The 22,356-nt window shown below is 70.6% G+C and carries 21 protein-coding genes, 1 tRNA gene, 1 pseudogene and 1 riboswitch; of the genes and pseudogenes, 12 read left to right on the top strand and 11 right to left on the bottom strand.

Features of this window, described 5'->3' with window-relative positions; translation table 11 throughout:
* Window positions 1–12: 12 nt before the first annotated feature.
* The 7 genes from ACFOM9_RS11135 to bioB all read right to left on the bottom strand — a co-directional run bounded on the left by ACFOM9_RS11135 (window position 13) and on the right by bioB (window position 6,406).
* Window positions 13–618 carry a hypothetical protein gene (locus tag ACFOM9_RS11135; RefSeq protein ID WP_386710385.1) on the bottom strand — a complete coding sequence of 202 codons (606 nt, stop codon included), beginning with the start codon at window positions 616–618 and terminating at the stop codon, window positions 13–15.
* 327 nt (window positions 619–945) lie between these two features.
* Window positions 946–1,845, bottom strand: coding sequence for a malonyl-ACP O-methyltransferase BioC (bioC, locus tag ACFOM9_RS11130; protein ID WP_386710382.1), 900 nt, complete (start codon window positions 1,843–1,845; stop codon window positions 946–948).
* The gene (gene bioH, locus ACFOM9_RS11125; RefSeq protein WP_386711033.1) at window positions 1,842–2,609 is read right to left on the bottom strand and encodes a pimeloyl-ACP methyl ester esterase BioH; all 768 of its coding nucleotides are present in this window, start codon (window positions 2,607–2,609) and stop codon (window positions 1,842–1,844) included. The genes bioC and bioH overlap by 4 nt, the downstream gene beginning before the upstream one ends.
* 8 nt (window positions 2,610–2,617) lie before the next feature.
* The gene (locus ACFOM9_RS11120; protein ID WP_386711031.1) at window positions 2,618–3,616 is read right to left on the bottom strand and encodes a multidrug resistance efflux transporter family protein; all 999 of its coding nucleotides are present in this window, start codon (window positions 3,614–3,616) and stop codon (window positions 2,618–2,620) included.
* Between the two features lie 2 nt (window positions 3,617–3,618).
* Window positions 3,619–4,890: an 8-amino-7-oxononanoate synthase gene (gene bioF, locus ACFOM9_RS11115; RefSeq protein WP_386710379.1), complete on the bottom strand. Its 1,272-nt coding sequence runs from the start codon at window positions 4,888–4,890 to the stop codon at window positions 3,619–3,621.
* Window positions 4,883–5,239: a hypothetical protein gene (locus ACFOM9_RS11110; protein WP_386710376.1), complete on the bottom strand. Its 357-nt coding sequence runs from the start codon at window positions 5,237–5,239 to the stop codon at window positions 4,883–4,885. The genes bioF and ACFOM9_RS11110 overlap by 8 nt, the downstream gene beginning before the upstream one ends.
* Before the next feature lie 105 nt (window positions 5,240–5,344).
* Window positions 5,345–6,406 (bottom strand): biotin synthase BioB, encoded by a 1,062-nt coding sequence (bioB, locus tag ACFOM9_RS11105; protein ID WP_386710373.1) that lies wholly within the window; start codon window positions 6,404–6,406, stop codon window positions 5,345–5,347.
* A gap of 55 nt (window positions 6,407–6,461) precedes the next feature.
* On the opposite strand from bioB, the gene ACFOM9_RS11100 reads away from it, so the two are divergent.
* The 3 genes from ACFOM9_RS11100 to ACFOM9_RS11090 all read left to right on the top strand — a co-directional run bounded on the left by ACFOM9_RS11100 (window position 6,462) and on the right by ACFOM9_RS11090 (window position 9,353).
* Entirely contained in the window at window positions 6,462–7,205 is a 744-nt protein-coding gene (locus tag ACFOM9_RS11100) for a double zinc ribbon domain-containing protein (RefSeq protein ID WP_386710370.1), read from the top strand.
* An 85-nt stretch (window positions 7,206–7,290) separates the two neighbouring features.
* Entirely contained in the window at window positions 7,291–7,731 is a 441-nt protein-coding gene (locus ACFOM9_RS11095) for a MarR family winged helix-turn-helix transcriptional regulator (protein ID WP_386710367.1), read from the top strand.
* A gap of 77 nt (window positions 7,732–7,808) precedes the next feature.
* Window positions 7,809–9,353, top strand: a complete 1,545-nt coding sequence (locus tag ACFOM9_RS11090) for an aldehyde dehydrogenase family protein (RefSeq protein ID WP_386710364.1) — start codon at window positions 7,809–7,811, stop codon at window positions 9,351–9,353.
* Between the two features lie 155 nt (window positions 9,354–9,508).
* Here the strand turns inward: ACFOM9_RS11090 and ubiA are convergent, their stop codons facing one another.
* Entirely contained in the window at window positions 9,509–10,426 is a 918-nt protein-coding gene (ubiA, locus tag ACFOM9_RS11085) for a 4-hydroxybenzoate octaprenyltransferase (RefSeq protein WP_386710361.1), read from the bottom strand.
* 78 nt (window positions 10,427–10,504) lie between these two features.
* Between ubiA and ACFOM9_RS11080 the strand changes: the two genes are divergently transcribed.
* From ACFOM9_RS11080 to zapE, 4 genes are all read left to right on the top strand, one after another.
* Window positions 10,505–10,581, top strand: a tRNA-Arg gene (locus ACFOM9_RS11080).
* Window positions 10,582–10,637: 56 nt separating this feature from the next.
* A complete protein-coding gene (locus ACFOM9_RS11075; RefSeq protein ID WP_386710358.1) occupies window positions 10,638–11,156 on the top strand; it encodes a c-type cytochrome in 519 nt (172 codons plus the stop codon).
* A 193-nt stretch (window positions 11,157–11,349) separates the two neighbouring features.
* Window positions 11,350–12,015, top strand: coding sequence for an alpha/beta hydrolase (locus ACFOM9_RS11070; RefSeq protein ID WP_386710357.1), 666 nt, complete (start codon window positions 11,350–11,352; stop codon window positions 12,013–12,015).
* 67 nt (window positions 12,016–12,082) lie between these two features.
* Window positions 12,083–13,210 (top strand): cell division protein ZapE, encoded by a 1,128-nt coding sequence (zapE, locus tag ACFOM9_RS11065; RefSeq protein WP_386710354.1) that lies wholly within the window; start codon window positions 12,083–12,085, stop codon window positions 13,208–13,210.
* 100 nt (window positions 13,211–13,310) lie between these two features.
* Here the strand turns inward: zapE and ACFOM9_RS11060 are convergent.
* Together ACFOM9_RS11060 and ACFOM9_RS11055 are read right to left on the bottom strand one after the other, a co-directional pair.
* Window positions 13,311–13,744, bottom strand: a pseudogene (locus ACFOM9_RS11060) (LysR substrate-binding domain-containing protein).
* A gap of 45 nt (window positions 13,745–13,789) precedes the next feature.
* The gene (locus tag ACFOM9_RS11055) at window positions 13,790–15,259 is read right to left on the bottom strand and encodes an RNB domain-containing ribonuclease (RefSeq protein WP_386710351.1); all 1,470 of its coding nucleotides are present in this window, start codon (window positions 15,257–15,259) and stop codon (window positions 13,790–13,792) included.
* Between the two features lie 91 nt (window positions 15,260–15,350).
* Window positions 15,351–15,647, top strand: a riboswitch (cobalamin riboswitch).
* A gap of 260 nt (window positions 15,648–15,907) precedes the next feature.
* Here ACFOM9_RS11055 and ACFOM9_RS11050 point away from each other — a divergent pair.
* From ACFOM9_RS11050 to ACFOM9_RS11030, 5 genes are all read left to right on the top strand, one after another.
* Complete coding sequence (locus ACFOM9_RS11050) at window positions 15,908–18,331, top strand: ribonucleoside-diphosphate reductase subunit alpha (RefSeq protein ID WP_386710348.1); 2,424 nt, start codon at window positions 15,908–15,910, stop codon at window positions 18,329–18,331.
* A 16-nt stretch (window positions 18,332–18,347) separates the two neighbouring features.
* On the top strand, window positions 18,348–18,569 hold the full coding sequence (locus tag ACFOM9_RS11045) for a hypothetical protein (protein WP_386710345.1): 222 nt from the start codon (window positions 18,348–18,350) through the stop codon (window positions 18,567–18,569).
* A 128-nt stretch (window positions 18,570–18,697) separates the two neighbouring features.
* On the top strand, window positions 18,698–19,717 hold the full coding sequence (locus tag ACFOM9_RS11040) for a ribonucleotide-diphosphate reductase subunit beta (protein WP_386710342.1): 1,020 nt from the start codon (window positions 18,698–18,700) through the stop codon (window positions 19,715–19,717).
* 42 nt (window positions 19,718–19,759) lie between these two features.
* On the top strand, window positions 19,760–20,143 hold the full coding sequence (locus ACFOM9_RS11035) for an acyl-CoA thioesterase (protein ID WP_386710339.1): 384 nt from the start codon (window positions 19,760–19,762) through the stop codon (window positions 20,141–20,143).
* A 111-nt stretch (window positions 20,144–20,254) separates the two neighbouring features.
* Window positions 20,255–21,586: an amidohydrolase gene (locus tag ACFOM9_RS11030; protein ID WP_386710336.1), complete on the top strand. Its 1,332-nt coding sequence runs from the start codon at window positions 20,255–20,257 to the stop codon at window positions 21,584–21,586.
* A 119-nt stretch (window positions 21,587–21,705) separates the two neighbouring features.
* Here the strand turns inward: ACFOM9_RS11030 and ACFOM9_RS11025 are convergent, their stop codons facing one another.
* Window positions 21,706–22,350 (bottom strand): glutathione S-transferase family protein, encoded by a 645-nt coding sequence (locus ACFOM9_RS11025; RefSeq protein WP_386710333.1) that lies wholly within the window; start codon window positions 22,348–22,350, stop codon window positions 21,706–21,708.
* Window positions 22,351–22,356: the final 6 nt, after the last annotated feature.

Below are 22,356 nucleotides of genomic sequence, written 5' to 3'. Positions count from 1 at the left end.
AAGCGCGATGGATCAGCGTGGACCGAGCTGCGACAGCCCTTCGTTGAGCATCAGCCGGGTCGCGGCGACCCGCTGCTCGGCCGGAACCGCATCGAGCGCATCGAGCATCCAGCCGAACGAGCGGCAGCGCGCGTCGCGGGCTGCAGCGTCGCTGCCTTCGGCGGTCATGCCGACCAGGAAATCGTCGTGCAGCAGCATCGCGGTCACGCCGGCGGACTTCAGCGTCTGCTTCGCGGCGGCGGCATCGTAGGGCTGGCGCGGATTCTGCAGGCCGCCGGCGGCAATGTTGGCCAGCGCGATCGCAAAACGCTCGCGGCTGGCCGCGCCGAGCCGGTTGGCAGTGGCGGCCAGCGCCTCGAAGCTGCGGTCGGCATGCGGATCGAACAGCCTGCACAGGATCTTCGCGTCGCGCGGCGACTGCGAAGCCGCGTGCGTGGCCTGGAACAGATCGTCGATGGCGGCGTCAGGCGCGCGCATCAGCACGTCGCCCGCGCTGGCGAGCATCGCGGTCGGATCGATCTGCGACAGGTCGACGACGTATTCGTCCTGGGCGATCGCGGGCGCGGCCAACAGCGCACCGGCCAGCACGAACGGAGCGAAATGGAGATGGACGGTCATGGCGGGCTTTTGGACGGAACGGTCGCGCCGAGTGTAGGCGGAGGTGTCTGAATCGAAGCATCCGGCGCCAGAGATGCGGAACGCGCTGGCACCCCAGCAAGAATGGATCGCCGGAGAGCTGGCTCGTGGTCTCTGCGCCTCTCGGTATCGGGTGACAGATCACGATCCGTTGACCAGCGCACCTTGAACACGCAACCTGCTTCGGCATTGCCAGCGCGTTTCCACGCGCGCTGCCGCGAACGAGACCCGGCTAAAGCCCAATCTCCATTCGCTTTCCGGATCCCGTGGCTGAAGTCGTCCACGGGACACGACCCGCGGCAACCAACTTCAACGGCGCCGGATCGGGATCTTCGACACCGGCACCGACACGACGTCATGGCCGCCTTCGCGGATCGGCGCCCCCGGCTGCGGCCCCCAGGCCTGGGCGTAGATCACTTCCCAGGTTGCGGGCAGGCGACCGTCGCGGCGCTCGCGTTCGTAGGCGGCGGCGGCGGCGGCGAAGCGCGCCCTGCCGGTCAGCGTCTGCCGGCGCGAGGCGAGCGCGTTGGTGGCGCCGATCGCGCGCAGTTCGCGCATCAGGGCCGGCAGGTCGTCATAGCCCTGCAGGAAGACGTCTCGATCGAGCACCGGATTGCGGAAGCCCGCGTGCATCAGCGCATCGCCGACCTGGGCGATGGCGGCGAACGGACTGACGTGCGGCGCGCTGTCGGCGTCGGCAAATGCCGCGCGCAGCTCCTGCAGCGTGTCGGGGCCGAAGCTGGACACCAGCAGCAGGCCATCGGGCTTGAGCACGCGACGGAAGCCGGCGAACACGGCGCCCAGGTCCTCGACCCACTGCAGGCACAGGTTGCAGAACAGCACGTCGACGCTGTTCTCGGCCAGCGGCAGCGCGCGCGCGTCGGCGTTGATGCGGTCGATCGGCTTGTGCAGGCCGCTCCAGGACAACGCTCCCCAGCCGCCGTGGGGCCGCGCCTGGCGCAGCATCGGCAGCGCCAGGTCCATCGCGATCACGCGCGCCCTCGGCCAGCGCTTGCGCATCGCCGCCGCGGCGTGGCCGGGGCCGCAGCCGAGGTCGACTATGGTGTCCGGCACGCGGTCCTCGAGGTAATCGAGGGATTCGAGCAGCCGCGCCTCGACTTCATGCTGCAGTCCGGCCGCCGCGTCGTAGCTGGCCGATGCGCGCGAGAACGCGCGTCGCACCTGTCTCGGATCGAACAGCCTGCTCATGCCGGCAGCTCCTGCAGGAAGCCCTCAAGCAGCGCGGCGACCTCGTCGGCGTGGGTGAGGAACGGCGCATGCCCGCCGTGTTCGACGACCGCGAACTTCGCGCCGGCCACCGTATCGGCGGCCCCGCGCATCGCGCGCGGATCGACCAGCCGGTCGCGGCGGCCGGCGATCCACAGGCTCGGCACGGCGAGTGTCGGCAGCGCGTCGCGCAGGTCGGCGGTTTCCAGCAACTCGAGGCCGTCGGCGAGCACATGCGCGGCCGGCTCTCCGCGCGCGAAGACCTCGGCGCGCAGCGTGCGCAGCTCACCGCGTGCGTCGTCCGAGCCGAAGGCCTCCAGCGCGATGAAGCGGTCGAGCGTGGCGCGATAGTCGTTGCGCAGGCCGCTGGCGAAGTCGCGGAAGATCTCCGGCGACATGCCGTACTTCCAGCCATCCCCGCGCACGAAGCGCGGGCTGGCGCAGACCATCGCCAGGCCCGGTACGTCGCCGGGCCGCGTGGCCGCCGCGTGCAGCGCGACCAGTCCGCCGAGCGACCAGCCGCACCACGGCGCGCGCGGTACCCGCGCGGCGATCGCTTCGACGCAGGCCTCCGGCGCCAGCGGCACGGCGCTGTCACGGCTGCGGCCATGGCCGGGCAGGTCGACGATGAACAGCCGATGGCGTTCGCGCAGGCGCTCGGCCAGCAGGGTGAACACCCCGCCGTGCATCGCCCAACCGTGCAGCAGCACCAGCGGCGAACCCTGGCCCGTCTCCTCGATGTACAGCGCGTCGTTCATGCACCTCGATCCGTTCGCAGCGCGCGCGTCCGCGGCAGGCTGCCGGCGCTTCGGCGCGCCACCAGCAACGCGAACGCCACGATCCCCAGCACCACCAGCACCGCGCCCCAGACCGCCACGCCGCGCGGCCAGGCTTCGTGCAGGAATGCCACGCCCAGGACCGTCGCGAACAGCAGTTCCGCCGCCTGCATCGCCTCGGCAGCGCCGAGCGCGGCGGGGTTGTCGCGAACCATGCCGGTGGCCTGGAAGAACAGGATGGTCGCGATCACCCCCGCACTGAGCGCGACGCCGGCGGCCAGCCACGCCTGGGCTGCCGAGGGAATGCCGGCTTCATGCCAGGCGAAAGCCGCGACCAAGATCCACAGCGGCTGGCTGGCCAAGGTCATGCCGAACACGCGCTGGGTGGCGTTGAGGTGTTCGCCGCTGCGCTCCAGGTGCAGCAGCAGCAGGCGGTTGCCGAGCGGATACATCACCGCGGCGCCGAGCACGCAGGCCAGCGCGATCCAGCCGGAGCGATCGAGCGCACCGTCTGCATGGCCGAACTGCAGCAGCAGCACGCCGGCGAAGATCATCGCGCCGATGCCGAGTGCCGCGCGCGGGACGCGGCGCCGCGCGTCGCGGTAGATCAGCGGCGCGCACAGCATCCCGGCGATCACCGTGAACTGGAAGCTGCCCGCCACCAGCCACGACGGTCCGCTGCCGGCCGCGTAGGCCAGCAGCAGGTAGAACGCGACGAAGCCGATCGCGCCGCAGCGCAGCCACGCCCACGGGTGGGCGCGGATCGCGCGCCACACCGGCGCCGTGCCGCCCTGCCAGGGCATCAGCGGCAGCAGCAGCGGCAGCGTGATCAGGTAGCGCAGCGCGGCGGTCCACGCCCAGTGCCCGCCGTCGTTCGCGCTGGCGCGGTTGAGCACGTAGGTCAGGGTGAAGAACAGCGCCGAAGCCAGCGCGATGGCGACCGCCGCCAGCGCGCGGCGGCCATCGGTGGCGATCACGTTCAAGGCTGCGGCCGCGTTTCGTGGCCGGGGTTGGCCGCGCCCTGCGACGTGAAGGCGGGCGTCTTGCCCGAGGCGATGCCCACGCGCGCGGCGGCGCGCGCCAGCGCATCGACCAGCGCTTCGATGTCCTCGGGCGCATGCAGCGCCGAGAGCGTCACGCGCAGGCGCGCGCGGCCCTCCGATACCGTGGGCGGGCGGATCGCGGCGACCCAGAATCCCTGCGCCTCGAGGGCGGCCGCCATCGCCATCGCCTCGGCGTCGCCGCCGCACAGCAGCGGCTGGATCGGGGTGTCGGAGGGCAGCAGTTCGAGGCCGGCGCGCGCGGCCAGGCGCCGGAACTGCGCGACCTGCGCCAGCAGCCTGTCGCGGCGCCAGCCTTCGCGCCGCGCCAGCTTCACCGCCGCCAGCGAAGCGGCGGCCTGCGCCGGCGGCAGCGCGGTGGTGTAGACGTAGGGGCGCGCGGTCTGCGCCAGGTGATCGATCACGTCCGCATCGCCGAGCACCGCCGCGCCATAGCCGCCCAGCGCCTTGCCCAGCGTCACCAGCTGCAGCGGCGCGGCGCCAGGCAGGCGCGCGGCGGCGACGCTGCCGCGGCCATCGGGCCCGACGACGCCCACGCCGTGTGCGTCGTCGACGTACAGCAGCGCGCGCTGTGCGTGCGCGGCCAGCGCCAGCTCGCGCAGCGGCGCGATGTCCCCGTCCATGCTGAAGACGCCATCGGTGGCCAGCAGCGCGGCGCCGTCGGGGTTGCCGCGCAGCTGGCGCAGCGCGCCATCGGCGTCGGCATGCGGATAGCGCCGCAGGCGACAGCCGGCCAGGCGCGCGGCGTCGACCAGGCTGGCGTGGTTGAGCCGGTCCTGCACGCACAGGTCGTCGTCGCCGAGCAACGCCTGCACCACCGCGAGGTTGGCGAGGAAACCGCTACCGAACAGTAGCGCGCGCGGCGCGCCGATCCAGTCGGCGAGCTCATGTTCCAGCGCGTCGTGCACGGCGTGGTGGCCGCACACCAGGTGCGAGGCGGTACTGCCGGCGCCCTCGCGCGCGGCAGCGTCCTGCAGCGCGTTGACCACCGCGAACTGCCGCGACAGCCCGAGGTAATCGTTGCTGCAGAAGTTGAGCAGCCAGCGCGAGGCGCCACCGTCGGGGTCGAGGACCTCGCAGCGCATGCCGTCGCGACGGATGACGGTGCGGCGCACGCGCGTGCGGCCGAGCGCGGCGCGCTGTTCGCGCTGCGCGGCGATGCGCAGGTGCAGGTCGGGGCGTTCAGACACCGCGCTGCGCCCAGAACGCGAGCGCGCCGAGCAGGGCGCCGGGCACCAGCAGCAGCTGCCCGAGCGCCACGCCGAGACGGCCGGCCGGCGCGATGCGTTCGCGGTCGGCGATGCGCGTGTCGGCGAAACTCTTGTAGGCCAGCACCGCGATCGCGCAGAGCAGGGCCAGGCCGTAGGCGACGCCGGCACCTTCGCCGCGGAAATACAGCGCCACGCCCCAGGCCAGCACGGTGATCGCGGCCAGCTGCAGCACCGCCAGCCGCGCGTGCCCGCCGCGCAGCCCCGCGACGAATCCGCCGGCGCCGATCAGGCACAGCAGCGTCAGGTAGGCCCACCCGTACCAGGGCATGTCAGGCCATCCCGGAATGCACGCCGATCGGCGAGATGTTCACCATGACAACGCCCTCCGTCCGCCGGAATCCATTTGCCAGCACGCGCGCCGCTGCCGCGCCGGCTAGGCCGCGCACGAACAGGTGGACTCGACGATGTCCGCGTGCACCGTGCCGCCGTGGTCGTGCCCGTCCGCGTCCACGGTCACCTGCATCGGCCGCAGGCCCAGGCGTTCGAACAGGGCGCGGTCGCGCTCGGTGTCGGGATTGCCAGTGGTCAGCAGCTTCTCTCCATGGAAGATCGAGTTTGCGCCGGCAGCGAAGCACAGCGCCTGCAGTTCATCGCTCATCTGCTCGCGCCCGGCGGACAGTCGCACCATCGATTTGGGCATCAGGATGCGCGCGACCGCGATCGTGCGCACGAACTCGAAGGGGTCCAACTCGGCCGTGCCGTGCAGCGGCGTGCCTTCGACCTGCACCAGGCGGTTGATCGGCACCGAATCCGGGTGCGCGGGCAGCGTCGCCAGCGTCTGCAGCAGCCCGGCGCGCTGGCGCCGCGACTCGCCCATGCCGACGATGCCGCCGCAGCAGGTCTTCATGCCCGCGTCGCGCACGTGGGCGAGGGTGTCGAAGCGGTCCTGCATCTCGCGGGTATGGATGATGTCGCCGTAGAGCTCGGGGTCGGTGTCGATGTTGTGGTTGTAGTAGTCCAGGCCCGCGGCCCGGAGCGCGCTGGCCTGGCCGCCGCTGAGCATGCCCAGAGTGGCGCAGGTTTCCAGCCCCAGCGCCTTCACTTCGCGGATCATCTCGGCGACCTTGGGGATGTCGCGGTCCTTCGGCGAGCGCCAGGCCGCACCCATGCAGAAGCGCGAGGCGCCGGCCTCCTTCGCCTGCCTGGCCTTCGCCAGCACGTCCTGCGTGCTCATCAGCTTCTGGGCTTCGACGCCGGTGTGGTAGCGCTGGGCCTGCGGGCAGTAGGCGCAGTCCTCGGGGCAACCGCCGGTCTTCACCGACAGCAGGGTGCTGACCTGGACTTCGGCGGGATCGAAGTGCTCGCGGTGCACGCTGGCGGCGCGGAACAGCAGCTCAGTGAACGGAAGGTCCAACAGCGCCTCGACCTCGCGGCGGCTCCAGTCGTGGCGCGGCGGCGCGCCGGAGCGGTCGCGGGGTTCACTGACGGTGGGCATGGCGGTTTCCTGACTGACGGCGCGAGGCAAGCTGGGCAGTCTGGAAAGCATGTCCATGCCTGTCAACCGAATCGCCCTGCCGGATGTTGACGGCCGCTGGCGGCGCTGGCTGGGCCACGTCTGGCCGGGACGCTGCCTGGCCTGCGCCGAAGCGGGGCAACCGGGCCACGACCTGTGCGCGGCCTGCCTCGCATCGCTGCCGTGGAATCGCCACGCCTGCGCCCGCTGCGCGATCCCGCTGCCGGGCGCTGACGATCACACGGACGTCGCCGGCCCGCATTGCGGGCCATGCCTGCGAAAGCCGCCTCCGCTGCGCGCCACCCGCGCCGCCTTCGTCTACGCCGCGCCGCTCGATCGCCTGCTGCCGCGCTTCAAGTTCCACCAGGACCTGGCCGCCGGACGCCTGCTTGCGCAGCTGATGGCGCAATCCCTGGCCGGGGCCGAACGGCCGCAGGCGCTGCTGCCGATCCCGCTGCATCGCACACGGTTGCGCCAGCGCGGCTACGACCAGGCGCTCGAACTGGCCCGACCGCTGGCCCGCGCGCTGCGCCTGCCTTTGCTGGACGGCGCGCTGGTGCGCACGCGCGCCACGGCGCCACAGTCCGAACTCGATGCCACGCGCCGCCGGCGCAACCTCCGCGGCGCATTCGCGATCGCGACGGGCGTACAGCTGCCGGGGCACGTCGCCGTGGTCGACGATGTGATGACCACCGGCGCCACGCTGCACGCAGCAGCCGATGCGTTGCATCGCGCCGGCGTCGCGCGCGTCGACGCCTGGGTCTGCGCGCGGGCACCGTAGCCGAATGCCATCGCCGGCAGACGTACGATAGGTCCACCGGCCACGTGCTTCCCATCCGCCGGGCTGAAATGGAATACAGGTGCGCATGGCCGTCCCACCCGGAATCGAGATCCTCAGCCTGGTCAACGCCATCGAACGGCGGACCACGGCCCGCATGCAGCGTCTGCTGCGCGAGGCCGGCCTAGGCCTGGCGGCGATGGAAGCGCGCACCTTGCGCTTCATCGCCCGCCACCCGGGATGCACGCAAAGCGACATCGTCCGCGCCAGCGGCCGCGACAAGGCGCAGATCGCCCGCATCATCAAGATCCTGCGCGCGCGCGAATTCGTGGGCCACCCGGCCGGCGGCGGGCGCCGCGCGCAGCCGCTGGCGCTGACAGCCGCCGGAACCGCCGTCCATCTGCGCGCGGAGTCGCTGCGCGCCGATACGGCGCGCGAGCTGGTCGCCGGGCTCGACTCCAGCGAACGCGCGCAGCTGGAGACGCTGCTTGGAGGGCTCGCACCGCTGGACCCGGCGGACCACGAGTGAAGAACGACACCCGCCGTTGACAATATCAACTCGTGCCATAATTGTTGATATTGTCATCTACAGTGCGCCGAACCGTCATGACCTCACCTCCCATGTCGACCCCGATCCCGTTGGCACATCCCACCCGCCTCGACGCCACATCGATGCTCCCGAGCCTGCGCCGACAACTCCTGGACCGCACGCCGGCGATCTTCATCGACGGCCTGTGGCAAGCGTGCGCTTCCGGCAAGTCGCTGCAGGTCGACAACCCCGCCACCGGCGCACCGATCGCCGCCATCGCAGCCGGGGGCGAGGCGGATATCGACCTCGCGGTGGCCGCCGCCCGCCGCGCCTTCCGCGAGGGCCCGTGGCCACGCCTGCCGGCCTGGCAGCGCGCCGCCCGGCTGCACGCGCTGGCCGACGTCATCGAGGCGCGAAGCGAAACCTTCGCCTTGCTGGAATCGCTCGACGCCGGCCACGGCATCGCGTCAGTGCGCAACGGCGACCTGCCCCTGGGCCTGCGCGCGCTGCGCGATAGCGCGGGCTGGGCCAACAAGCTCACCGGCGAGGTGCCCATGCATCCGGCCACGCAACCAGCCATGGACTACTTCCTCCGCCAGCCGATCGGGGTCGCCGGCCTGATCACGCCGTGGAATGCGCCTTTCCTGATGGTGCTGCAGAAACTCGCCGCGGCGTTGGCGACCGGGTGCACCGCCGTGCTCAAGCCGGCCGAACTGGCGCCGCTGTCGGCGCTGCTGATCGGCGACCTGTGCCGCGAGGTCGGCATCCCGGACGGGGTCGTGAACATCGTGACCGGCACCGGGCCGAGCGCCGGCCAAGCATTGGCCGACCATCCAGGCGTCGACATCATCAGCTTCACCGGCTCCACCGCGGTGGGCAGGTCGATCATGGCGGCCTCGGCTAACAGCAACCTCAAGCGCCTCGTGCTCGAGCTGGGGGGCAAGTCGCCGGTACTGGTGTTTGCCGACGCCGACCTGGACCGGGCGGCCAGCGCGATCGTCGGCGAGATTGCGTTCAAGTGCGGGCAATACTGCGCGGCCGGCTCGCGGGTCTTCGTGCAGCGATCCGTGTACGAGCCCCTGCTCCAGCGCATGCTGGCAGCGATGGACGGCCTGCGCATCGGCCCCGGCTACGAGGAAGCAACCCAGATGGGGCCCATGATCTCGGCCGCGCAACGCAGACGCGCCGAGAACATCATCGGCCACAGCGTGGCCGCCGGGGCGCGCCTGTTGCGCGGCGGGCACGCCCGCCCGGGCAACGGCTACTTCTTCGAGCCGGCGATCCTGGTCGACGCGGCCGCGGACATGCAGGTGTCGCGGGAGGAGATCTTCGCGCCCGTGCTGACGGTGACGCCGTTCGACGACGACGCCTCGCCGGCAGCCGTCGCCGCGCTGGCAAACGATTCACGCTACGGCCTTTCGGCAAAGCTCTGGGCTCGCGACATCGGCACGGTGCATGCGCTGGTCGGCCTGCTGGAAAGCGGGCAGGTCATCGTCAACGGCGGCGGCGGCGGCGCGACCTTGCCGTTCGGCGGCGTAAAGCAGTCGGGTTACGGCCGGGAAAACGGCCGGATCGGGCTGGAGCACTTCACCGAGGTCAAGGCGGTCAGGCTCGGCTATTGAAGCGCAAGTCCGGGCATCGGCCTCCGGCACATCGGCATCTTCGATGGCGAAGGCATGTATCGGGGTGCCCGTGCGCCGGGCTCGCGACGTGCTCCCGCCTGCGGTAGCGGCGGAACTGCAACGGGGCCGGGCTGCGGTCGCGGCTTCCGCCGCTCCTACAACGGCGACAGCCGGGCGCCGGCCACTGCGTAGTCCGCCGCGATGCCGGCGAACACCGCCATCCCCACCCAGTGGTTGTGCAGGAAGGCGCGGAAGCATGCCTCGCGGCCGCGGTGGCGGGCGATCACGAATTCGTACGCCACCAGCAGCGCGGCCACGCCCAGTCCGCCGAAGTACCAGGCGCCGAGCCCCGCCTGCTGGCCCGCCAGCGCCAGCGCGGCGAACACCAGCGCGTACAGCACGCCCTGGATCGCGAGGTCGGCGTCGCCGAACAGGATCGCGGTGGATTTGGCGCCCATGCGGATGTCGTCGTCGCGGTCGACCATCGCGTACCAGGTGTCGTAGGCGGTCGACCACAGGATGTTGGCGCCGTACAGCAGCCACGCCACCGGCGGCACCGTGCCCTGCACCGCGGCGAAGGCCATCGGGATGCCCCAGCCGAACGCCATGCCCAAATACACCTGCGGCAGGTACGTGTAGCGCTTGAGGTATGGATAGCTCGCCGCGAGCAGCACGCCGACGAAGCTCATCAGGATGGTGAGCCGGTTCATCGTCAGCACCAGCGCGAACGCGGCCAGCATCAGCACCGCGAACAGCGCCAGCGCCTCGCGGCCGCGCACCGCGCCCGTCGCCAGCGGCCGGTCCTTGGTGCGCTCGACCTGCGGGTCGAGCCAGCGGTCGGCGTAGTCGTTGATCACGCAGCCCGCCGAGCGGGTCAGCCAGACCCCGAGCGAGAACACCGCCAGCGTCCACCACGGCGGCACGCCCTCCGCGGCCACCCATAGCCCCCACCAGGTCGGCCAGAGCAGCAGCAGCCACCCGATCGGGCGGTCGCCGCGGGTCAGCTTCCAGTACTGGCCCAGCCGCTCGCGCCACCGGGAGACCGGGGCTGGCTGGAAACGTTCATAGGACATGGCAGCCTTCGGCAGCGAAGCCCGGCAAGCGTACGCGACTCGCGCCGCTGGGCGCGATCATGGACAATAGTCGACCGGGCGCCTGTAGCTCAGCCGGATAGAGTAGTGGCTTCCGAAGCCATTGGTCGGGGGTTCGAATCCCTCCAGGCGCGCCAGTCCTTATACTTCTGTGCGACAAGCACGGCCTCCGAGCGGCCGCCAAGGGTGAAACGTGCGCAACTACGACCTCGATTTTCTCAAGCATTTCTCGATGGTGATCGGCTTCCTGGTGGTGGTCACGCTGGCCCTGCTGTTGTTCGCCAACCATTTGAACGGGGTCATCCCGCCTGAGGTTTCGCCCACCGCGCAGCGCGCCACCCAGGCGCGGATCGCAACGGCCGGCGACGTGTACGCCGGCGCGACCGGCGCCGCCTCGCAGGCCGCCGCATCGGCCGCGGCCAGCGCAGCCGCCGCCGCCCAGGTCGCCTATGGCGGCACGATGGACGGCTCGGTGATCTTCAGCAACCTGTGCACCGGCTGCCACACGTCAGGCGCCGGCAACGCGCCGACCATGGACAAGGCGCACTGGGCCGCGCGCATCGCCCAGGGCACCGAAACGCTCTACAAGCATGCGATCGAGGGCTACAACGGCCCGGACGGCGGCATCATGCCGCCCAAGGGCGGCAACCCGGCGCTGAGCGACGAGCAGGTCAAGGCCACCGTCGACTGGATGATGGGCAACCTCAAGTAAGGGCGCTGCCAGCGAGCCGCTCGAAGACGCCGCCTCCGGGCGGCGTCTTCGTATCCGAGGCCGGGCCAAATTCGGCGAACGGAGCGCGATCGTCGGTGAAAGCGTGCCGCGCGGCTCGCGCCGACGGTAGCGCTCCGCCGCGCGCAGGCGCCCCGTGACGCGCCGCTGCGGCGCAGCGCCTATCATGCGTCCCATGGCCAATCCCCCGTTTCCCGACGTTTCGGGCCCCGTCACCCTCGCCGGTCCCGCGGGCGCGCTGGAACTGCACGTCGACCTGCCCGGCGACGACGCCACCCCGCTGCCGCTGGTCGCCATCGTCTGCCACCCGCTGCCCACCGAAGGCGGCACGATGCACAACAAGGTGGTGACGATGGCCGCGCGCGCCCTGCGCGAACTGGGCGCGACCACCGTGCGCTTCAACTTCCGCGGCACCGGCGAATCGGCCGGCAGTTTCGACGAGGGCCGCGGCGAAGTCGACGACCTGCACGCGGTCGCCGCCTGGGTGCGCGAGCAGCGGCCCGGGGACGCGCTGTGGCTGGCCGGCTTCAGTTTCGGCGCCTACGTGGCGCTGCGCGCGGCGGCCTCGCTGCAGCCCGGCGTGCTGGTCACGATCGCCCCGCCCGCCGGGCGCTGGGACTTCGACAGCATCGCGCTGCCGACCATGCCGTGGCTGGTGATCCAGGGCGAGAACGACGAAGTGGTCGACCCGCAGGCGGTCTACGACTGGCTGGAGCAGGAGAAGGCGCAGGCCGAACTGGTGCGCATGCCCGACACCACGCACTTCTTCCATCGCAAGCTGATCGACCTGCGCGGCGCGATCAAGAACGGCGTCAAGGCCTACCTGCCCGCCGCCACATGAAGGCAGCGCACCACCTGACCAGCGGGCGCCGCCGCGCGTCCGGCACGCCGCCGTGGGCCGCGCGTCGATGAGCAGCGGCGCAACGAGCGACGAAGCGGCGGCCGCGAGCGGGCTGCCTTCGTCGCGCTACGCCGCCGGCGTCGCCCGCGGCGACTGGAGCGACGACCCGGCCCAGCGCGACGTGCTGCGCGAGCTCGACCGCATCCACCTGGCCCTGTCACAGGCGTCGGCGCGCGGCGGCCTGCTCGGCAGGCTGTTCGGTCGCGGCGACGCCGAACCTGTCCGCGGCCTGTACTTGTGGGGTGGGGTCGGCCGCGGCAAGACCTTCCTGATCGACCTGTTCTTCGACGGGCTGCCCGTCGCGCAGAAGCGCCGCACCCACTTCCACCGCTTCATGCGCAGCGTGCACGAACGCCTGCGCGCGCATGCCGGCGAACGCGACCCGCTGGCGGCGATCGCGCGCGAATGGCGCGCGCAGTTGCGGGTGCTGGTGCTGGACGAGTTCTTCGTCAGCGACATCGGCGACGCGATGCTGCTCGGGCGCCTGCTCGAACGCCTGTTCGCCGAGGGGGTGGTGCTGGTGACCAGTTCCAACACCGCCCCGGCCAACCTGTACAAGGACGGCCTGCAGCGCGCGCGCTTCGAGCCCGCGATCGCACTGATCGAACGGCACTGCCATGTCCTGCACATGCAGAGCGATACCGACTACCGCCTGCGCGAACTGACCCGTTCGCCGGTCTATCGCGCGCCGCTGGACGGGGAATCGGACGCGTGGCTGGAATCGCGCTGGCACGCACTGGGCGGCGACGACGCGCACCGCGACGGCAGCATCGAGCTGGAAGGCCGCAAGATCGCCACCCGCGCGCGCTGCAAGGGCATGGCCTGGTTCGACTTCGCCGCGCTGTGCGAAGGCCCGCGCGCGGCCGGCGACTACATCGAGATCGCGCGCGAGTTCCACACCGTGCTGCTGGGCAACGTGCCGGTGCTGGGCGCGAACGACGACGACGCCGCGCGCCGCTTCGTCACCCTGGTCGACGAGCTCTACGACCGCCACGTCAACCTGGTCTGCACCGCCGACGCACCCCCGCCGGGGCTGTACGCCGGCGAACGGCTGCAGGCTGCCTTCGAACGCACCGCGTCGCGCCTGATCGAGATGCGCAGCGCGGAATACCTCGCCCGGGAACACCGCGACTGATCACGGTGGCACCCGCGTGCGGCGCCGGGCCCGGTTCGGACTTGGCTGCGGACGGCGGGTGCTTCGGGACGCCACCGGCACCAGGGCCGCTAGTGCACCGCTACGGCTGGCCCGGCGCCAGCAGCGGGTCGGCGGCGAGGAAGGCCGCCAGGTACTCCACCAGGGCGCGGACCCGCGCCGGCAGGTAGCGCTGCTGCGACCACACCGCGAAGACCGGACGCGGCCGCGGCTGCCGGGCCGGCAGCACGTCGACCAGGCTGCCGCATGCGCTCGCGTCGCGTGTCAGCGATGTCGGGCACAGCAGCATCCCGAGCCCGGCCTCGGCCGCGGCACGCATTCGTCGCCACCGGCCGGATCGCGCAACGCCCAGCGCAGCAGCGGGCTGGCGACGATGGCGTCGTGCGCGGCCAGTTCCCGCGCATGCCGCGGCACGCCGCGGCGCGCCAGGTAGGCGGTCGAGGCCACCAGGTGCACGCCGACCTGTCCGATCCGCCTCCGGGTCAGGCGCGAGTCGGGCTGGTCACCGACCCGGATCGCAAGGTCGGCGCCGCTGCCGACCAGGCTTTGGAGCGCGTCGCGCTAGAACCCGGTCGGCCGGAGCGGCTCCACCACGTCCACGAGCTCGAAACGGATGCGGCGGCGGCCCGGATCGGCCTCGACCAGCCGCACCTGCACCGGTTCGCCGAGCGGCAGTTCGGTGGCCCCTTCCACGCGGGCCAGGATCGCCGGTTCGCGCAGCATCACCTCGCCGCGGCGCGGATCCTTGCCGTCGACCTCGACGACCGCGCCTTCGAAGGTTTCGCCAACGCGCGGCGCCAGCGCAGCGGCTTCGGCGAGATCGAGCACCGCATTTTCGTAGCGGCCGGCGCGGCGCGCGGACGCCTGCATCGTCGCCGGCAGCCCGGGCAAGGCATCGAGCACCCACTGCGGCACCGGCTTGCCCGCGCACAGCGCCACGCAGACCTCGCCCGCGTAGCGGTCCACCAGGCGCCGCAGCGGCGCGGTCACGTGCGCGTACTGCGCCGCCAGCGCGGCGTGCTGCGAGTGCTCGGGCACGGTGCCGTCGAAGGCGACGTAGCCGGCGCCGCGCAGCACCGTGGTGCAGGCGGTCATCATCGCCACGTGGCGCGGGTTGGCGGGATCCAGCGAGCGGATGAAATCCGGGTAGCCGCGCGATTTGGGCCAGTCGATGCCCAGCGCGCGTGCGGTGCGGTGCAGGCGCGCGATCGCGCGCGGATCGGCTTCGGGCAGGGTGCGCAGCAGGCCCACGCCGTGCGCCACCATCAGGTGCGCGGCGCCCATGCCGGTGAGCAGCGAGATCTGTTCGTTCCAGTCCTCGACCCGTTGGCGGGCGCGGAACTCCAGCTTCCAGCGCCCGTCCTCGACGCGTATTTCCTGCTCCGGCAGCGGCAGGCTGACGCCGCCGCGGCGCTGCTCGCGCTGCTTGCGCAGCTCGCCGATCTCGCGCAGCACCGCCCACATCGGGTCCGCGGTGCCAGCGTCGATGTCGGCCTGCACGCCGGCGTAGTCGAGCTTGGCGCGACTGCGCACGCGCGCGCGGCGCACGTCCACCGCGACGCCTTCGCCGGTGGCGTCGACATCGATCGTCCACAGCAGCGCCGGGCGCAATTGGCCGGGCAGCAGCGATGCGGCGTCCTCGGACAGGACTTTGGGATGCAGCGGGATCTTTTCGTCGGCGCCGTACAGGGTTTCGCCGCGGCGGTTGGCTTCCAGATCGATCGGGTCGCCGGCGACGACGAACGCGGCCACGTCGGCGATCGCGTAATGCACGCGGTAGCCGTCCCCGTTGCGCTCGACGAACATCGCCTGATCCAGATCCATTGCATCGGGCGGATCGATGGTGACCAGGGCGATGTCGCTGCGGTCCTCGCCGGGCAGACGCGGATGCGCGGCGGCCGCGGCGGCCGCCTGCTCGACCTCGGGCGGGAACGCGGAGGGCAGGCCCAGCTCGCGCTGGATGTCGGCCATGCCGCGCTCCAACAGCGGGTCCGGGCGCGCATGCAGGCGCAGTCGGCGGGATGTGGTCATCGGGGCTCGGCTTTCGATGCTGTCGGCATGCCCCGATTCTAGTCGGCAGAGTGCATGCACATTATTTTGTGTTGACCGTTCTTCGCAACCACACTATGTTGTGCCGGTCGGTTCCGATGGCTCGCGCCATCGGATGAAAAGGGAAGCCGGTTGGAATCCGGCACTGCCCCGCAGCGGTATGTGGAAACGACCGCCGTCACCAGCACTGGGATCGTGGATCCCGGGAAGCGACGGCCAGTAGGAGGGTCGGTCTTGCAGGAGCGGCTTCCGCCGCGAGCTTTTGTTTCGATGCCGGGATACCCGGCGAAGCTCGCGGCTGAAGCCGCTCCCACAACGGCCGGGGCCCGCGTCCACGAGTCCGAAGACCTGCCGACAGCCGCGCGCATGCACGCCGCGCGGTGCCGGCCGCGGAATCTCCGGGGGGAGATGGCTGGTGACGCAAGCCCGGCCTCGCCTGCGCGACGGTCGCGGCCGCTGCGACACCGCTTCCACACCCTTTGATGACGCCGCACGTTGCTGCAGCGCCCGGCGTTGCGAGCGGCATGCCGGGCGCGGTCGCTCGGTGACGCCTGTGGCGTCCCCGCGCGATGCGTTGCTTCGCCGCCTCCGCGGGAGAGGCGACGCAGTGCGTCATCCAGGAGCCACGACATGCACGACAACGTAGCGGCGGCCGTCGCAATCGACACGACCCGGGAAGAGGCAGCCTTCCTGCTTGCACCACCGCCGACCGCCACCGCGATGCGCGTCAACAAGCGCAACGGCGGCAGTGAGCCGGTCGACCTCAACAAGATCGTGCGCGCGGTTCAGCGCTGCGCCGACGGCCTGCACGCGGTCGACCCGATGCGCGTCGCGACGCGCACCATCTCAGGCCTGTACGACGGCGCAAGCACACGCGAGCTCGACGAACTGTCGATCCGCACCGCGGCGCTGCTGACCGCGGAGGAACCCGAATACGGCCAGCTGGCCGCGCGCCTGCTGGCCGGCGTCATCGGCAAGGAAGTCGCCGGCCAGGAAATCCACGCGTTCTCGCAATCGGTTGCGCGCGGCTTTGATGTCGGCCTGGTCAACGAGCGCCTGCTCGGCTTCGTGCAGGCCAACGCGCGCAAGCTCAACGACGCCGTCGACAACGGGCTCGACCGCCGGTTCGACTACTTCGGCCTGCGCACGCTGTACGACCGCTACCTGCTGCGGCATCCGCACACGCGCAAGGTGATCGAGACGCCGCAGCAGTTCTTCCTGCGCATCGCGTGTGCGCTGAGCGAGGACGTGCCGGAAGCGCTCGCGCTGTACGACCGATTGGGCAACCTCGACTACCTGCCCTCGTCGCCGACGCTGTTCAACGCGGGTACCACGCACGAGCAGCTGTCGTCATGCTTCCTGCTCGACTCGCCGCGCGACTCGCTGGAGTCGATCTACCAGAACTACGGCGAGATCGCGCAGCTGTCGAAGTTCAGCGGCGGCATTGGCGTGAGCTACACCCGCGTGCGTTCGCGCGGCGCGCTGATCCGGTCGACCAATGGCCATTCCAACGGCATCGTGCCGTGGCTCAAGACCCTGGATTCGTCGGTCGCGGCGGTCAACCAGGGCGGCAAGCGCAAGGGCGCGGCCTGCGTCTACCTGGAGCCGTGGCACGCCGACGTCGAGGAATTCCTCGAGTTGCGCGACAACACTGGCGACGACGCGCGCCGCACCCACAACCTCAACCTCGCCAACTGGATCCCGGACCTGTTCATGCGCCGGGTCGAGGCGGGCGCGTCGTGGTCGCTGTTCGACCCGGACAGGGTGCCGGAACTGCCCGACCTGTTCGGCGAGGCGTTCGAGCGCGCGTACGAACAGGCCGAGGCGCAGGGCAAGGCGGCAAGGACCCTCCCGGCGCGCGATCTCTACGCGCGGATGATGCGCACCCTGGCGCAGACCGGAAACGGCTGGATGACCTTCAAGGACGCCTGCAACCGCGCCGGCAACCAGACCGCCAGGCCCGGCAACGTGATCCACCTGTCGAACCTGTGCACCGAAATCCTCGAAGTCACGTCCGCCGAGGAATCCGCGGTCTGCAACCTGGGTTCGATCAACCTGTCGCACCATGTCGATGCGGACGGGCGCTTCGACTACGACAGGCTCGGCGAAACCGTGCGCCTCGCGGTGCGCCAGCTCGACCGGGTGATCGACCTGAACTTCTACCCGATCGAGTCCGCCCATCGCGGCAACCTGCGCTGGCGCCCGGTCGGCCTTGGCGTGATGGGCCTGCAGGACGTGTTCTTCAAGCTGCGGCTGCCGTTCGACGGCGAACAGGCGCGCGCCCTGTCGGCCAGGATCGCCGAAACCATCTACTACGTCGCGCTGGACACCTCGTGCGAGCTTGCCGTAGAGCGCGGCAGGCACCCGGCGTTCGACGATACCCGTGCGGCCCGTGGCGAGCTGCAGTTCGACGCGTGGAACGTGGTGCCGCAGGACGTGGCGCGCTGGGATGGGTTGCGCGACCGCATCCGCAAGGACGGCCTGCGCAACTCGCTGCTGGTCGCGATCGCGCCGACCGCGACCATCGCCTCGATCGCCGGCTGCTACGAATGCGTCGAGCCGCAGGTCTCCAACCTGTTCAAGCGCGAAACGCTGTCCGGCGACTTCCTGCAGGTCAACCGCTACCTCGTCGACGAGCTGAAGAAGCTCGGATTGTGGACACCGGAAACCCGCGATGCGATCAAGCACGCCGAAGGCTCGGTACAGGGCCTGGCCGAGCTTCCGGCGGTGCTGCGCGCGATCTACCGCACGGCGTGGGAGGTGCCGATGCGCTCGCTGATCGACATGGCCGCCGATCGGGGTGCGTTCATCGACCAGTCGGCGTCGCTGAACCTGTTCATGGAAAGCCCGAACATCGGGGCGATGTCGTCGATGTACATGCACGCGTGGAAGCGCGGCATCAAGACCACGTATTACCTGCGATCGCGGCCGGCGACGAAGATCGCGAAGGCAACGGTTCCCGCCACGGCGCATGCACCGGCCCCGGCGTATACCGAGGCCGGAGCGGTGGCCTGTTCGCTGGAGAACCCCGAAAGCTGCGAGGCCTGCCAATGAACGCTTGGAGGTTGCGATGCATCGCTATTCCGACACGACCGGCGGGTCGGGGGTCGAGGCCTTCGAACTGTGCCCCGATGCGATCCTGGTGCGCTTCCGCGACAGCGATCGGGTCTACCGGTACAGCCATCGCACGGCGGGTCGCGCCAGGGTGGACGAGATGAAGCGACTCGCGCTTGCGGGCCGCGGCCTGGCCACGTTCATCAGTCGTCATGCCTCGGATCTCTACGAGCGCTGACGCCGGATCCTCCGCTTCGCGCTCCCGCCCCGACCGGGGCGCAATCCGGCCTGTCGCGGCACTCCCGCCTCCTCGCGACTCGTGCCGACGCTTTCGGCGAGCGAACAGACGCCCCAAGGAAAACTCCCATGTCCACGCAAGACCGCCAACGCCTGCTCGACCCCGGCTTCGAACTCACCCTGCGGCCGATGCGCTATCCGCAGTTCTACGAGATGTACCGCAACGCCATCCGCAATACCTGGACGGTGGAAGAGGTCGATTTCTCCCTCGACACCAACGATCTCAGGACGAAGTTCGGCCCCGCCGAGCGGCATCTCATCGAACGGTTGATCGCGTTCTTCGCCACCGGCGACTCGATCGTCTCCAACAACCTGGTACTTAACCTCTACCAGCACATCAACGCGCCGGAGGCGCGCATGTACCTGTCGCGGCAGCTTTACGAAGAAGCGCTGCACGTGCAGTTCTACCTGACCCTGCTCGACACCTACCTGCCGGACCCGAACGAGCGGGCGAGGGCGTTCGCCGCGACCGAGAACATCCCCTCGATCCGGCGCAAGGCCGAGTTCTGCTTCAAGTGGATCGACAGCGTCCAGGACCTCGGGCGCATCGAGACGCGCGGGCAGCGCCGCCGGTTCCTGCTCAACCTGGTCTGCTTCGCCGGCTGCATCGAAGGCCTGTTCTTCTTCGGCGCATTCGCCTACGTGTACTACCTGCGCTCGCGCGGCCTGCTGCACGGGCTGGCCTCGGGCACCAACTGGGTGTTCCGCGACGAGAGCTGCCACATGGCGTTCGCATTCGAGGTGATCCGCACCGCGCGCGAGGAGGAGCCGGACCTGGTCGACGACGACTTCAAGGCGCAGGTGGTGGAGATGATGATCGAGGCGGTGGAATGCGAGGTCGCATTCGCCGAGGACACCCTGAGCGGCGGCGTCGCCGGCCTGTCGATCCGCGACATGCGCGAGTACCTGGAATACTGCGCCGACCAGCGCATGGCCCAGCTGGGCATGCCGAAGTACTTCAACACCCGCAACCCGTTCCCTTTCATGGAGCTGCAGGACGTGCAGGAGCTGGCCAACTTCTTCGAGAGGCGCGTGTCGGCCTACCAGGTCGGCGTGCAGGGCGAAGTCGGCTTCGACCACGCGTTCTGAAACTCGCACCGCGCCCCGCGGCGGGTGCTCCATGGAGCTTGCATGTCCGACCATACCGAAGCCCGTCTGCTGGAAATGGTCTTCCCCGACCACGCCAACCACCTCGGCACGCTGTTCGGCGGCCAGGCGCTGGCGTGGATGGACAAGGCCGCCTTCATCGCGGCATCGCGCTACGCGCGGCGCACGGTAGTGACCGCGCGCTCGGAACAGGTCGATTTCAAGCTGCCGATCCGCCAGGGACAGCTGGTGGAAACCATTGCCCGCGTGATCGGGGTGGGCCGCACGTCGATGCAGGTCGAGGTGCAGCTGGTCGCCGAGGACCTGCTCAGCGGCGAACGCGAGCTGTGCACGCGGGGACGCTTCGTGATGATCGCGCTCGACGCGCGCGGGCGGCCGACAGCGGTGCCGCGCCTGCCCGGCGAGTGACCTCGGCAGGCGCCGCGACGACGCGCGCGGCGCCGGATGCGCCGCGGCAACCGGAGAACGGGAGGACGCAGGCACGGTACGATCACGTTCCCTCCGCCGAAAGTGATCGCCATGCCCCTCGCCCTTCGCTTCAGTCCGCTGTTGCTGGCCCTGCTCGCCGCTGCGCCGTGCGCGACCGCGCAGGACACCGTGCCGGCGCAGCGCGCCGAAGTCGCCAGCGCCGCGAGATCGCTGCAGCAGGACGTCGTGGACTGGCGCCGGGACTTCCACGCGCATCCCGAGCTGTCCAACCGCGAGGAGCGCACCGCGGCGAAAGTCGCCCAGCACCTGCGCGCGCTCGGGCTGTCGCCCAGGACCGGCATTGCCCACCACGGCGTCACCGCCATCATCAAGGGCGGGCGACCCGGGCCGAAGATCGCACTGCGCGCCGACATGGACGCGCTGCCGGTGAGCGAGCAGACCGGGCTGCCGTTCGCATCCCAGGTCACCACCACCTTCAACGGCCAGCAGACCGGGGTGATGCACGCCTGCGGCCATGACGCGCACACCGCGATCCTGCTCGGGGTGGCCGATGCGCTGGTGGCGATGCGCGACGAGCTTTCGGGCCAGGTGATGCTGGTGTTCCAGCCCTCGGAAGAAGGCGCGCCCGCGGGCGAGGAAGGCGGTGCGTCGCTGATGCTGGCCGATGGCCTGTTCGGTGACTTCAAGCCCGAGGCAATGTTCGGCCTGCACGTGTTCTCGTCGGTGCAGGCCGGGCAGATCGCGGTGCGCGGCGGGCCGCTGATGGCAGCGTCGGACAAGTTCACCATCGACGTCCACGGCCGCCAGACGCACGGCTCGGCGCCGTGGGGCGGCGTGGACCCGATCGTCGCAGCCGCCGATCTGGTCGGCACCGCGCAGACGGTCGTCAGCCGCCGCAGCAACATCTCCAGGCAGCCGGCCGTGGTCAGCTTCGGCTCGGTGCACGGCGGCATCCGCTACAACATCATCCCCGACAGCGTGCAGCTGGTCGGCACCATCCGCACCTTCGACGACGACATGCGCACGCGCATCCACGCCGACCTGGACAACGTCGCCAACCACGTGGCCGCGGCGCACGGCGCGACCGTCACCACCGACATCCCGGTGGGCACCGGCAACCCGGTGACGGTCAACGATCCGCGGCTAACCGCGCGCATGCTGCCGAGCCTGCAGGCGGTGGTCGGCGCCAACAACGTCTACGAGCCGCCGCTGCAGATGGGCGCCGAGGACTTCGCTTACTACGCGAAGGAAGTGCCATCGATGTTCTTCTTTGTCGGCGCGACCTCGCAGGGCATCGACCCGGCGAGCGCGCCGAGCAACCACTCGCCGAAGTTCATGCTGGACGAATCCTCGCTGGACGTCGGCCTGCGCGCGATGTTGCAGGTGACGCTGGATTACCTCGAGGGGCCTTCTGGCACATAGCGCCAACAGTCCAGCTTGCATGTGGGAGCGGCTTCAGCCGCGAGCTTTTCCGTTCCGCCAAGCAAAGGTCGAAAGCTGGCGGGTGAAGCCGCCCCCACAAGGTCCACCGGCATCTGGCGCTATGGCAGCTCTCCGGCCGAATGCGGATCGATCGAGTACGCGAACACCTCGTCGAGGAACCCCGGCTGCCCGCGTATCCGATCGATCCAGGCGCGCAGGCGTGCGTGCGGTCGCAGCGACAGGCCCTCGGCTTCTTCCGCACGGCTGGCGTAGGCGAACAGCGCGATGTCCGCAACCGTGTAGGCCTCGCCGGCGATGAAGTCGCGCACCGCGAACTGCGCATCGAGGATTTCCAGCGCGCGCTGCGCCGCCTTGCGCTTGGCTTCCACCAGCGCCGGCGCACGCCGCGACAGCTTGCCGGTGAGGCTCCAGTAGCGCAACGCGCCGACCTGGCTTTCGATCCGCTCCTGCTCAAACGACAGCCACTGCCAGACCTTCGCGCGCGCGAACGCATCCGCTGGCAGGTAGCGCGTGCCGTCGGCGAGGACACACAGGATGGCGTTCGACTCGGCGAGCGCGCGGCCGTCGTCGAGCTTGATCGCCGGCACCGTGCCGGTCGGGCTCAGGCGCAGGAAGGCCTCGTGCCGGCCTTCGCCGGCGAAGATGCCCACATGGCGGACGTGGTGCGGCCGCTGCAGGTGGTGCAGCAGCTGGCGCACCTTCCACGCGTTGCGTGAGGGGAGGTAGTCGTGGAAGGTCAGCATGCTTGC

The organism is Luteimonas notoginsengisoli (genome assembly GCF_042648885.1).
Taxonomy (GTDB): Bacteria; Pseudomonadota; Gammaproteobacteria; order Xanthomonadales; family Xanthomonadaceae; genus Luteimonas; species Luteimonas notoginsengisoli.
This window is presented reverse-complemented; position numbering and strand designations above follow the sequence as displayed.